This is a genomic window from Pinibacter soli (assembly GCF_029961145.1).
In the GTDB taxonomy this organism is placed as follows: Bacteria; Bacteroidota; Bacteroidia; order Chitinophagales; family Chitinophagaceae; genus Pinibacter; species Pinibacter soli.
On the sequence record NZ_JASBRG010000007.1, the window covers coordinates 2,352,191 to 2,365,025 of the forward strand.

A 12,835-nucleotide genomic window follows, 5' to 3' on the forward strand; every position below is an offset into this window, starting at 1 on the left:
CTTTTTCTCCTACTTTTTCAAATATTTTTTATTTGTATTTCGGAGTGTACTGGGTGCTCTCAGGTACTGCTACATCAGGATGACCTTTGTAGTGATGTGTATATAATCCATAACATCCGCCAAGCACAAAAGCTAACACACAAAACACTTGCAGATAAAATAAAAATACAGATGAATTAACCCAGTTTCTAGCAAAGTCTTTCTTTGTTGGATCGTCAAAATGTTGTTCGTTCTGTGCCATAAGTTTTTTATTGCATTGCAAAAATAAAGGTTGAAACTATTCAATTCATTTTTTCCTACCGAGAATTTCAGAAAAACTTTTCTCACCTAGTATAAAATGTTTCCATACGACGCTGTGGGTATAGTATCCATGAAGTTTGCCAGTTCTCTTTTTAGCAAACACACTTTTTTTTCTTTCGAAAAACAACCACTTTAAAAAGCTTCCGTGCGCTCTTAGAATCGCAGTAATGTAATGCGTTTCTCCCGCCAATAGCGTCTTCCACGCACTTATGGCATCCAGCAAAAACCTGTAAGGTATTTTCCATAGTGCCATCGCAACAGGAAGATTTTTCGCCATCATGATCAGGTTATTCCTGAAGTTGAGATACACTTTTCTTTCGTTTCCTTTTGGCAATGTTCCTCCGCCAACGTGATATACAACAGACTTCGGACATACCATAATTTTGTATCCGTGCAACTGCATTCGCCAGCACAGATCTATTTCTTCCTGGTGGGCAAAGAAATACTCGTCAAGTCCGTCAAGCTCCTTATACACCTCACTTCTTACAAACATCGCGGCTCCGCTTGCCCAGAAAATTTGCGCTATGTCATCGTATTGACCATGGTCTTCTTCGCAGATATCAAATATTCTTCCTCTTGCAAATGGATAACCAAGTCTGTCCAGCCACCCTCCTGCCGCACCGGCATACTCAAACAATCTTTTATCAGCATACATACGCAGTTTAGGCTGACAGGCTCCGATATTTTTATCGCTTTCCATTAGCGCAATAACCGGTTCAATCCAGCCACTTTCTACTTCTACATCTGAATTCAGCAACACAAAATAATCAGCCTCCACAAGCTTCAATGCTTCATTGTAGCCTTTTGCAAAGCCGAAGTTTTCTGATAGCCTTAATATTTTTATTTCGGGATAATTTTTTTGGACAAAATCAACAGAATCATCCGTAGACGCGTTATCAGCCAGCACTATCTCAACATTTGAATATGTTGAAGCCAGCACGGAAGGGAGGAACTGCTGCAAATGTTTTTGCCCATTCCAGTTTAAAATAACGACTGATACTTTTGGTTGCAAGGATTATTCTTTATTCAAATGTTTTCAAAATAAGGCTTGCGAAGATAAGAGATTAGTTAGTTATAAGTTGTTAGTAGAAAGTTGTTGATTATTAGCAATTCTTGAAATTTTAAACTTTCGATATATGAAGCGGCTTTATTTAACCTTTTCGAAGGTGTAAAATGAGGTAGTATATATGTCCGGCTGAAGGGCGATTACCTGCATCTTGAAGGTTTTTCCTACGGCTACCCAGCTAAAATCATAATACACGAACGAGCTTATTTGCGAGGTCATAGAACGAACTCCTATTTTCCCGTCTTTAAATTCATACTCAAATGTTTGTAACTCCGGATGGGCCTGCGCTTGATCGCGAAAAGCCTGGGTATTATAGAACAGACTAGGCTTACCATTTGTAACACCCACAACAAGCGTGTCGACTCTCGAGTCTGTTTTCACATATGTCCCCCTGAAAACGTCCGAGGCCGAATCATAAGTAGAAGCATCAGTGCTCGAACTTTTAGTACAGGACAACATCATCACCGGCACTACCAACAATAAAAGTAAAAATCTGCACATCTTTCGGGGGTTTATTGCTTTGACAATTTAAGCAGATTGAACGTTGCATGAATTATTAATGCAATGACCACAACACCCAATGCCCCAATCAGGTTTAACCACAAAAACCCGATGTTGCACTTCCAAAACAATAGGATAATAGCTAGTTCTACAATTAAAGCGCTTGCAAACACAGCGTTCCCTTTAACACTTTTACAATAAAATGCAACGAGGAAAATGCCCAGGATCACACCATAAAACAATGATCCCAAAACGTTTACAGCTTCGATAAGGCTTCCCATATTATTGGCGAATTGAGCAATAACTATACAAAAAATGCCCCAGCCAAGGCTATAATAGCGTGATATGGAGTAGTCCATAAACTCTGTACAAGAGGTGTTGATAAACTTTTTATGAATATCCACAACTGTGCTGGAGGCAAGTGAATTTAATGCCGCTGCTATACTTCCCCAGCTCGCCAGGAAGATAACCGCGATCAACAATCCGACAAGACCTTTTGGCAAATAATCTACTACAAACCTTATAAAAATGTAGTTGGTGTCGCTTGTATCTCCGCCTACTTCTTTTTTCAGAACATCTTTTAGTCCGGTTCTTATTTTTTCACTTTCGGCATTTACATTTCTGAGCTCATTTATTGTTGCTGCTGATGCGCTTCCATGTTTTTCTTCCTGAACAAATGTCGCAGAGAGCTCTTTTTTCTTTGCTGATAAAAGGTTGTATTGCTGTTCCATGAACCTCAACGTGTCTTTTTTCGGGGAGGCCGCGAGTTTATTCACTTGCGCCTGGTTAAAAAAAATGGGAGCCTGGTTAAACTGATAGAATGTAAATATCAAAGCTCCGATCAACAGAATCAAAAATTGCATTGGCACTTTTACAATGCCATTCATCAATAACCCTGTTTTACTTTCCGAAACATTCTTTGCAGTAAGATAGCGCCCCACCTGGCTTTGATCGGTTCCAAAATAAGACAGGGCCAGAAAAAAGCCTCCGATCAACCCGCTCCAGATGTTATAACGATCGCTCCAGTTGAAGCCTTTTTCAGTATTGCCAGTTGTTATTACGTTTAATTTCCCCAGCTTGCCACTCACTTTTAAAGCATCAATAAAACCAACGCCTTCAGGTAACAAATGCACAACCATGTATGCAGCTAAAAACATTCCCGCGAATATGATAATAAGCTGCAACTGCTGTGTATAAGCAACAGCTTTGGCGCCACCGGTTACTGTGTAGATAATGAGGAGGCCGCCCATGAAAATGTTTGTCCAATAAATGTTCCAGCCCAATAGCGATGACAAAATAATTGATGGAGCGTAGATGCTTATTCCGGTAGAAAGTCCTCTTTGCAGCAAAAACAAAAACGAAGTGAGTGTCCTTGTTTTGAGATCAAATCGTTCTTCTAAATATTCGTATGCAGTGTAAATTTTTAGTCTGTGAAAAACGGGAACAAATGTAATGCATAGTACAACCATCGCCAGTGGTAAGCCAAAGTAGTATTGCACAAAACGCATTCCGTCTGTATATGCCTGACCGGGAGCTGAAAGAAATGTGATGGCGCTGGCTTGCGTTCCCATTATACTAAGTAAAATGAGATACCATGGCATGCTCCGGTTGCTTAAAAAATAACCGTCCAGATTTTTTGTGGTACGGCTCTTATACAATCCATAACCAATGATGATTAGCAGCGTGACCGCCAGTACTATCCAATCTATAAAGCTCATGAAAAGTATTTTGTAAATAATTGAAACAATACAATAAGCAATACCAGAATAGCTACAACAAGCGTATACCATGTGCGCCATGATCTAAACAGAGGTGCTTTATCTTCCTGATTGTTCATTGTAATGTTTTATCGTGAATGGTCAAACGTGAATCGTGATGAAGGCGAATGCCACACGCCCCAACATTTTCAATTTTCAACTTTCAATTTTCAATTCCCCTACTTTCTTCCTGAGATCAACATGCCGGCCATCCAGCCCAGGCCGAGCCCTATTATCAATCCAACGGAAACGCGTTTGATAAATGCGCCGATTATTAACCCTAAGATCACACAAAGCAATATTCCAATATCTCTTCTTCCTTGTTGTTTCGGTTTGCTCATTATAAATAAAAATTAAAAAGTCAAAAGTCAAAAAGAGGTCGCCGACAGGGAACCATTTTTGACTTTTTACTTTGGACTTTTGATTTCTCCTATTTCGAACTTTTGCTTAATGCAATAATGTTTGCCATCAAACGATACGCACCGGGCACGCCGGCAGGAAGTTCTCTGAAGAAAACCAATCCAGTGTACACAAAAGTTCCTTTACCATATTTTGTGGTGATCAAACTTCCATCATCATCAGATTCACCCGGATCATGCATGGAGAAAATTGTTTCATAGTGTTTGTCCCAATTCGATGCATGATAAATGCTGCGCTCCTGTATCCAGCCATCGAAGTCTTTCGAGGTTATTTTGTTAGGAAAATTCAATACCTGGTGATCAGGTTGTAAAATTTTAACTGCAGCATTTTCATCGGTTATACGTGCTCGTGAAATACCAAAATCGTAAGGTCCGATCTTTGCTTTTACAGGTCCAATTTGATTGGAGGTATTGTACTGCACAATTAAGTTTCCACCATTTTCTACATACTGCATGAGCAATGAATGATATGTATTTAACCAGTCGTAAATATTGTAAGCTCTAACGCCGGCAATAATTGCATCGTATTGTGACAGACTTCCTGATGCGATATTTTTTTCATCAAGGAAAGTAACGTCATAACCCATTTGCGCAAGTGCTTCCGGAACTTTGTCGCCAGCGCCTTTTATGTAGCCGATCTTTTTACCCACCGTTTTTACATCTACCAATACATTTCTCACAACGGCATTGGAGAAATAGTTTATGTTAGGAATATGGTCGTACTGAATTTTGCGAAGCACTTTTGCAGCTTCTTTTTGCGGTTGCTGATAAAGGTTCATATCGTATTCGCCGGCAGCGTTGTTTCCATAAAAACTCATATCAAGCGGATGAGAGAAAACAGCGTACTGACCTTTCTTTAAGCCCTTTGTATCATCAATTAGCAGTTTATCGTTTTCGTAAATTTTAACATCAGCAACATCTTTATTGGCGATGTATTTTACTTCCTGTGTAAATGTTTTTCCACTTCCGGAAATCATCATGTTCAGCGGACTTGGAATTTCAACGCGGTATGCAGGAAGAATAATGAGTGGCTCATATAATTCACCTTTTACAGGATCAGTGTATTTATAAAGTAAAGGCTTTTTGTAGGTCAGCTCCTGCCCGTTTACAGAGATCACAAATGTTGCTTCGAAAGCAGGGTCATTTTGTGGCTTGCCGATAAGTGTTTGATCATTTACGGTAAAGCTTCCCTTTTGCATCGGCTCTGCTAACCAGTATGGTTGCGATAATGATTTGTCGACAGCAACGGAAAGCATTGTTGGAAAACTAAATGATTTGTTTGCTTCAAGATCTTGTTTGCCTGCAATTTCTTTGTCGTTTATTTCTGCTTTAACCAAAGACATCTTTACATCTTCACGATTATTGATATTCAGGTTTACAGGCATCGAATCGCCCTGTACTGCATATTCCTGGTTGGTGTTTGCCTCCATGAACAAACCCGCACATGCTTCAATAAGTTGTTGTACTTCTGCAAGCTTTTTTTCTTTCCAATAACCGTCCTTTAATTTACTGATCGACTGATATAGCGTAACCAGTGCGGCAACAGATTTTCCTGGTTCTGCAGAAGAATAGTTTTTAATGATCGCATCTATTTGAGAAGAGATAATCTTTCCGCCTTCTACCCTGTTCCAGGTTGTAACTACATCATCCATCAAATCATTTTTTGGCGCATTGCCCAAAGTAGTTTTGAAGTATTCATAGGATTGCCCTCTTGTAGAAGCCACGCCAAATCCCTGGCTCTTATGCTGACTGCGACTTTGCGCTGCTATTTCTCCGTAGCTTTTTCCCAGCAACGCATTGTAACCGCCAATGTCCATTTTGAACTGATCTTCACTTGTTGTATTTGCACCTCCAAAATTGAAGGTGTTCCACAAAATTCTTTTTGCCTGCCATGGTTTTACGCCAAAGGCAAATTGTTCAGGAAAGCGCTTTGGATCGGCGGCGGCGATAAATGCTTCGCGTGCAATAACTGCGGATGCGGAGTGGTGACCGTGACCGGCACGACTATCTTCAGGAAATCTTGTGATGATAATATCCGGTTGAAATTTGCGGATAACCCAAACAGCATTTGCCAGCACTTTTTCTTCGCCCCAGATTTTCAATGCTTCTTCTGTACTTTTTGAAAAACCGAAGTCAAAAGCCGTTGAAAAAAACTGCTCTGCGCCGTCGATCCTTCTTGCTGCCAACAGTTCCTGCGTGCGGATCAAACCAAGTTCTACACCTTGTTCGTTGCCAATCAGGTTCTGTCCACCATCGCCACGGGTCAGCGATAAATAACCGGTGCGGTATAATTTTTCTTTGGATAAATAAGCCAGTAGCTTAGTGTTTTCATCATCCGGATGCGCGGCAAAGTACAAAACTGAACCGAGCACATTTAATTTTTTCAAGCCGGATAAAATATCTGCGCTACTATAGGTTGCAGGCGCCTGAGCATTTACAGCGTTGCAAACCAGTAAAGTTGCCAACAGAAATATGTTTGCTATTTTGTTCATCCAATAATTGTTTAGATTAAAAAGGTCGGTATAAACCGTCACGAAATTAAGCGAAAAGAATTGTAGTGTGTTGCCGCTGGTGGAATGCCGGAGGAAAGGAGTTTACGGTTGATAGTTGTTGGTTGTTAGCCTTTAATGACGACTATCCACAACAAAGGCTAGCAACCAACAACTTTATTTCAAAAACTCTTCATGAATAAAATCAACCACTTTCACCAGGTCGCCGCCGGACTCTTCGTAAAGTTTTAGTTGGCGGTCGGCGCCGGTGCCGTTTTCGAGAATGGATTTCACGTGTGAAATAACATGCCTGCTACCCAGCTCGTCCACTACATCGTCCACAAAATCCAGCAGTTCATGAATCAGTACCCTGGTATTTACTTCTTCTTCTTTTCCAAAATCAATCAACCTTCCGTCAATTCCATAACGGCTGGCTCTCCATTTGTTTTCGTTGATCAGCGCCCTGGAATATTGGATGTAGTTCATGTTTTGCAGGCGCAGCTTGTAAATTTTGGCGCATACGGCCTGACACAATGCCGCTAAAGCGATTGTCTCGTTTGTGGTTAACGGCACGTCGCATATGCGAAATTCGACGGTATTGTAGAATGGATGCACACGAAGATCCCACCATATTTTTTTCGCGTTGTCAATACAATTGGTTTTTACGAGCAGCTTAATGTAGTTGTCATACGCTTCGATACTTTCAAAAGCCTCGGGAATACCGGTGCGGGGAAATTTGTCGAATACTTTTGTTCTGTAGGATTTGTAGCCTGTTTTTCTTCCTTCCCAAAATGGAGAATTGGTGCTTAACGCAAATATGTGGGGTAAAAAATATCGTGTTGAATTCGCAATGTGGTTTGCCATTTCCCTGTTCTGCATTCCAACGTGTACGTGCAGGCCAAAAATCAAATTGCTTCTCGCTGCTTCCTGAAACTCATTGATCATTTCATTGTAGCGTACGTGCTCAGTGATCAATTGTTTTTGCCAATGGCTAAACGGATGAGTACCTGCCGCGCCGAGCCACAGATTATTTTCATCTGCAATCGCGGCCAGCGTTTGGCGCAAACTTGTTATGTCACGCAAAATTTCGTCAATATTGTTACAAACGTCCGTGCCAACTTCTACTACAGCCTGGTGCATTTCTGCTTTCACTTTGTCATTAATGAGCTTTTGACCCTCCAGCACCAGCTTCTGGTCATGGCTTATGAGCTCCCTTGTAGCAGGATCAATAACCATGTATTCTTCTTCTACTCCTAAAGTGAAATGTGTAAAATTGAGGTTGGACATAAAATGGCAAGTTCAATTGCATCTCAATATTAAGGCAAATAACGGAAGCGATTCTATAATTTTTTCCAACAAAAAAGGTGATGCTTTTTGAGCATCACCTTTTGTTTATAAAACAGTTTATGTTTTAGAAAGTGTAACGAACACCGATCTGCATGTTCCAGCGAGATGTAAAATCAGCATAGGACCATGGCTTGCCAGTGTATTTGTTCAAACCAAAGGCAGGGTCAAATGTAACTTTTGGATTAGCCGGATCGAATGTAGTGTATTGTTGTTCAGCTGGGATACCGCTTCCTGTGAATTTGCTTGCAGCAGTTGGAGCAGCTACGTTAAGAGGCTGAAGCTCCTGATTGCTCGCATAGTAAGCATGTCCCCATTTGTTGCTCAACAAGTTTCCAATATTGAAGATATCGAAGGATACTTCAAGAGAGTGTGTTTTGTAGAACTTGAAACCTTGTACCAATTTAAGGTCAAAGTGGTTTTCCCAAGGTAAACGTGTACCGTTACGGCTTGTATTTTTACCAATATGATCTTTTGTATAGTCAGTAGAGTTCATGTAAGCAAGGAAACCTTGATATTGTTGGTCAGGCGTGTATTTGATACCAGTTACGTTACCAGCAGAGTTGGTAGTGTACAGGTAAGCAAAGTCAGCAGCAGAAGTAGGCATGTACATCAGGTCAGCACTGTTACTTGTATTAACAGATGTTTTAGTTGTACCATCATCACCGTTCAGGTCACCGAAGTAAACATAAGAAAGTGTTTGACCCTGATAACCGTTGTACACCAACCCAACTGAAGTATAGAATTTACCGTAAGTAAATTTCTTGCTAACATATGCTTTTACAGCAGAACCCTGATCGTAGTTATTTCTCGCAAGGTCAAGATTACCCAAACCGTTAATGTTATAAGCAAAACGGTAGTTAGACAATGCTGTAGAAGAAGTACCATCGTTCAAACCGTAAGAGTGACCAAGGCTGTAAGAAACCATACCTGTCCAACCTTGAGCGAATGGTTTTACAAACTGAACAGTCACGTTATAAGCATATCCTTTGTCTGTATTTTTCAACAAAACGATATTGCTGTAGTTTGTTGCGTCTACTTGTGAACCATAGAAAGGACGTGTTGTGCTGCCCAAATGCAATACGGTTGTAGATGGAGCGAGGTTCAGGTCCTGGTAAGCGATGTCTTGCAAAGTTTTTGTATAGATACCTTCGATTGTTCCAATGATACCCCAAGGTAGTTTATGGTCAACCGCTAAGTTAGCTCTGAAGGTGCGAGGGAATTTGAAGTCATGAGACGTAACGTCGATCTCGTTTCTTGCTGGGCCAGGACCAGTTGGAGGGTTATTCGGATTGAATCTGATAGTGTTCAGATCTGTTGAGCTTGCAGTGTATCTGTTGATAAGAACACCTGTACCACCATACTGGTTAGATATCCAAACCAAAGGAATGCGGCCAGTAAACAAACCAGCACCACCACGAACGATAGTTGATTTATCACCGCTAACATCCCATGTGAAACCGATACGCGGAGAAACCAATACTTTAGTTGCAGGCACTTTGTCAGTTGCCACATTGTATTGTTTTGCGATATCAGATGAGTTGAATTTATCATTCACACCTGGTTTGTTAAAGAAAACAGGGATATCAGCTCTTACACCATAAGTCAATTTGAAGTTGTTGTTTACACGGTATACATCCTGCGCGTAAACGCTAAATTGAGCAGCATGGATTTGAGCAGAACCATCACTTCCTTTTTGTGCCGGTGAGAAGTAGCTATAACTGTTTGGTTTTGCATTGGTGTAGAAATCAGACATGCTGTTGTAACCATAGTTACCGTAGATGTTTTGTACAAACAAGTTCTTAGTATTGTAGATCTCGTTATTTGTACCTACTGTAAATACGTGTTTACCAGCGTAGATGTTAAAGTTATCTGTGATAGTTATGATGTCCTGATTCAATCTGTTAGCACCAGAGCTGTTTTCAGTACCGAATGCATAAGTCAAAGAACCGTCTTTTACTTTTACATAAGGGAAAGCTGCACCTGGAGTTTCACGTCTGTCTCTTGTTGAAGTGTAAGTAACACGGGCAACATTAGAGTATTTGCTTGAAAAGTTTGTGTTCAATTCTAATACAGTTGAGTTGTTGGTACTAGCGAAATAGTAACCATTGTTCATGAACTGCATTGTATTCTGACCATCGCTGATTACGAATGAACGGCCATCAGTGTAGCTGTGACGCAAAGTCAACTTATTTTTTGCATTGATGTTCCAGTCGATACGGGCAAAGATCGCGTCTGACTCTCTTGTTTTGTTGATGCCATTGTAAGCACCAGGATCGTAACTCCAACCTGCGTGTTTAGATTCATCTTTCAACCAGTTAGAAAGGGAATCCATAGTTGAAGTTTTTACGTTAGAACCTGCAGAACCTGGTTGAAAATCCAATGGGCTTGAGCGTCTTTCACCTTCGTAGTTTACGAAGAAGAACAATTTATTTGCAATGATCGGACCACCTAAACGAGCACCAAAAGTGTTGTCGTGGAACTTACCGTATTTAGATTTGTCGTTTGCACTTTTACCAACAAAATTCTGGTTTTGGTTGAAACCATAGATAGAACCATGGAATTCGTTAGAACCAGAACGTGTTACAGCGTTCAAACCACCACCTGTGAAACCACCCTGAGTTACATCATAAGGTGCCAATACAACCTGAACCTGCTCGATCGCATCGAAAGGAATAGGGTTGATACCAGCTTGTCCACCGTTTGTTCCGCTCGCAGCCAAACCAAAGATATCAGTAGAGTTAACACCATCAATGGTGAACTGGTTGTATCTGTTACTTTGACCGGCAAAAGAGATACCCATTGTAGAACCATCAGAAGCGTTACTTCTTGCCTGAGCTTGTGGCACTAAACGAGCGAAGTCGTTAACGTTACGTGTAATTGTAGGTAATTGTGTCAATTGCTGTTGGCTGATCTGCATAGAAGGGCCAACCTTTTCTTTAGCAACAAGACTTCTTTTTCCTGTTACACTAACTTCAGTAAGCGTCTGCATAGTTGAAGTCATTACCGGTGTAAGTCTTGTATCTTCACCTACCTGAAGATAAAGGTCATTGTAGGTAATTTTTTCTAATCCTACATAAGACACTTCTACTTTATAAGGACCGCCAACACGCATGTTTGGCAAATCGAATAAACCGTCTTTTCTTGAAACTGTGTGATAAACAGTTCCGGAGGGTGTGTGGGTAGCCGTGATTGTTGCACCAACCAACGGTTCGTTTTTCTCAGACTTAACTACCCCAGTCATATTACTGGTGGTTACCTGCGCATGAAGTACGGCTGTGAACGCCATAAACATCATAAGCAGCTGGGCGATTTTCTTAAGCATATAATGTTAAAATTTTCAGCTGCAAAGAAACTAATTAAGTTGCTATGGAATATTAACAAATTGTTAGCATGCATTAAGACAATAAAAATATTTCAAAAGCTGCGCCATTTAGTAAGAATCTATTCAAATTTTCCATCATTTATGTTGCGTTTGTTCAAAAAGGGACTACAAAAATTCAGATCGAACTCATATGTAAAAAATAGATAATTAAAAGTGATTTCTAATGATATATGCCATATGTTCTTGAATGATTACGGATACAGATGTCTTACCTTTGTTCAAACTTTATTAGAATCATATGCTGAATACGATAGAAAGTGCTATAGAAGATATAAAACAAGGCAAACTGATAATTGTAGTAGATGATGAGGACAGGGAAAATGAAGGAGACTTTGTAACGGCTGCTCACAATGTTACCCCGGAAGTGATCAACTTTATGAGTAAATATGGCCGCGGCCTTATTTGTGCGCCCCTAATCGAAGAAAGATGCGATGAACTGGAACTGGACCTGATGGTTAATAATAATACAGCTTTGCACGAGACGGCGTTCACTGTTTCGATCGATCTTCTTGGACATGGCTGTACCACCGGCATTTCCGCGCATGACCGCGCTAAAACAATTCAGGCGCTTATTGATAAAAAAACAAAACCGGAGGACCTCGGTCGGCCGGGACATATTTTTCCATTAAGGGCCAAAAAAGGTGGCGTTCTGAGACGTGCCGGACACACAGAAGCAACAATCGATCTTGCTCGTTTAGCAGGATTTGAACCCGCAGGTGTTTTGGTGGAAATCATGAACGAAGACGGTTCCATGGCGAGATTGCCTGAATTGATGGAAATAGCAAAACAGCATAATTTCAAAATCATTTCTATCAAGGACCTTATTGAATATCGCCTGAAAACCGATTCTCTTATTGAAGAGGTGGTGCGAGTGGATATGCCAACTAAATATGGTCACTTTAAATTAGTAGCCTTTAGAGAAAAACATACGCAAAACGAGCACCTTGCTCTTATTAAAGGGGAATGGGAAAAAGAAGACGCTGTTTTGGTTCGCGTTCACTCCTCTTGCTTCACCGGAGATATTCTTGGTTCGCTTCGTTGCGATTGCGGCGAACAACTTGAACTGGCGATGCAAATGGTAGAAAAAGAAGGCAAAGGTGTTGTATTATATATGAACCAGGAAGGACGTGGCATTGGATTGCTCAACAAACTAAGGGCCTACAAACTCCAGGAAGAAGGTATGGATACTGTGGAAGCAAACCTGCATCTCGGGTTCCCGATGGACAAAAGAGATTACGGCGTTGGTGCTCAGATTCTCCGATATCTTGGCATTACAAATATTAAACTGATCAGCAACAACCCGAAAAAACGCAGTGGCCTTTCAGGCTACGGTCTTGAAATTGTTGACACCGTTCCCATAAAGATCAAACCAAATCCCCACAACGAAAAATATCTGAAAACCAAAAGAGATAAATTGGGACATCAGATTTTGAATGAAGAGCAGACAGGAGGATTTGAGGTTTAATTAAGAATTAATAATTAATATACAAGGGCAGCACTCATTAATGAATGCTGCCCTTGTATATTTAGTAAGAGGAAAGCTTATATTCTGCTGTCTGTCCCACCTATTAATT

The 12,835-nt window shown here is 40.7% G+C and carries 10 protein-coding genes; 1 reads left to right on the top strand and 9 read right to left on the bottom strand.

What is annotated here, in order from left to right:
- Positions 1 to 28: 28 nt before the first annotated feature.
- The 9 genes from QJ048_RS19920 to QJ048_RS19960 all read right to left on the bottom strand — a co-directional run bounded on the left by QJ048_RS19920 (position 29) and on the right by QJ048_RS19960 (position 11,201).
- A complete protein-coding gene (locus QJ048_RS19920; protein ID WP_282336184.1) occupies positions 29 to 241 on the bottom strand; it encodes a hypothetical protein in 213 nt (70 codons plus the stop codon).
- 45 nt (positions 242 to 286) lie between these two features.
- Positions 287 to 1,312, bottom strand: coding sequence for a glycosyltransferase family 2 protein (locus QJ048_RS19925; protein ID WP_282336185.1), 1,026 nt, complete (start codon positions 1,310 to 1,312; stop codon positions 287 to 289).
- A 135-nt stretch (positions 1,313 to 1,447) separates the two neighbouring features.
- Positions 1,448 to 1,867, bottom strand: coding sequence for a hypothetical protein (locus tag QJ048_RS19930; RefSeq protein WP_282336186.1), 420 nt, complete (start codon positions 1,865 to 1,867; stop codon positions 1,448 to 1,450).
- 11 nt (positions 1,868 to 1,878) lie between these two features.
- Positions 1,879 to 3,585, bottom strand: coding sequence for a sodium:solute symporter family protein (locus QJ048_RS19935; RefSeq protein WP_282336187.1), 1,707 nt, complete (start codon positions 3,583 to 3,585; stop codon positions 1,879 to 1,881).
- Entirely contained in the window at positions 3,582 to 3,704 is a 123-nt protein-coding gene (locus QJ048_RS19940) for a hypothetical protein (protein WP_282336188.1), read from the bottom strand. Before QJ048_RS19940 ends, QJ048_RS19935 begins: the two co-directional genes overlap by 4 nt.
- Positions 3,705 to 3,803: 99 nt before the next feature.
- Positions 3,804 to 3,965 carry a hypothetical protein gene (locus QJ048_RS19945; protein WP_217790460.1) on the bottom strand — a complete coding sequence of 54 codons (162 nt, stop codon included), beginning with the start codon at positions 3,963 to 3,965 and terminating at the stop codon, positions 3,804 to 3,806.
- An 89-nt stretch (positions 3,966 to 4,054) separates the two neighbouring features.
- Positions 4,055 to 6,535: a PIG-L family deacetylase gene (locus QJ048_RS19950; RefSeq protein ID WP_282336189.1), complete on the bottom strand. Its 2,481-nt coding sequence runs from the start codon at positions 6,533 to 6,535 to the stop codon at positions 4,055 to 4,057.
- Positions 6,536 to 6,709: 174 nt separating this feature from the next.
- Positions 6,710 to 7,819, bottom strand: a complete 1,110-nt coding sequence (locus tag QJ048_RS19955; RefSeq protein ID WP_282336190.1) for a carboxylate-amine ligase — start codon at positions 7,817 to 7,819, stop codon at positions 6,710 to 6,712.
- Between the two features lie 124 nt (positions 7,820 to 7,943).
- A complete protein-coding gene (locus QJ048_RS19960; protein WP_282336191.1) occupies positions 7,944 to 11,201 on the bottom strand; it encodes a TonB-dependent receptor in 3,258 nt (1,085 codons plus the stop codon).
- A 298-nt stretch (positions 11,202 to 11,499) separates the two neighbouring features.
- On the opposite strand from QJ048_RS19960, the gene QJ048_RS19965 reads away from it, so the two are divergent.
- On the top strand, positions 11,500 to 12,726 hold the full coding sequence (locus tag QJ048_RS19965; protein WP_282336192.1) for a bifunctional 3,4-dihydroxy-2-butanone-4-phosphate synthase/GTP cyclohydrolase II: 1,227 nt from the start codon (positions 11,500 to 11,502) through the stop codon (positions 12,724 to 12,726).
- The last annotated feature ends 109 nt before the right edge of the window (positions 12,727 to 12,835 follow it).

Bases quoted from the DNA above. Each gene is read 5' to 3' on its own strand.
- QJ048_RS19920 (WP_282336184.1), bottom strand. From the start codon at position 241: ATGGCACAGAACGAACAACATTTTGACGATCCAACAAAGAAAGACTTT.
- QJ048_RS19930 (WP_282336186.1), bottom strand. From the start codon at position 1,867: ATGTGCAGATTTTTACTTTTATTGTTGGTAGTGCCGGTGATGATGTTG.
- QJ048_RS19935 (WP_282336187.1), bottom strand. From the start codon at position 3,585: ATGAGCTTTATAGATTGGATAGTACTGGCGGTCACGCTGCTAATCATC.
- QJ048_RS19940 (WP_282336188.1), bottom strand. From the start codon at position 3,704: ATGAACAATCAGGAAGATAAAGCACCTCTGTTTAGATCATGGCGCACA.
- QJ048_RS19945 (WP_217790460.1), bottom strand. From the start codon at position 3,965: ATGAGCAAACCGAAACAACAAGGAAGAAGAGATATTGGAATATTGCTT.
- QJ048_RS19950 (WP_282336189.1), bottom strand. From the start codon at position 6,535: ATGAACAAAATAGCAAACATATTTCTGTTGGCAACTTTACTGGTTTGC.
- QJ048_RS19955 (WP_282336190.1), bottom strand. From the start codon at position 7,819: ATGTCCAACCTCAATTTTACACATTTCACTTTAGGAGTAGAAGAAGAA.
- QJ048_RS19960 (WP_282336191.1), bottom strand. From the start codon at position 11,201: ATGCTTAAGAAAATCGCCCAGCTGCTTATGATGTTTATGGCGTTCACA.
- QJ048_RS19965 (WP_282336192.1), top strand. From the start codon at position 11,500: ATGCTGAATACGATAGAAAGTGCTATAGAAGATATAAAACAAGGCAAA.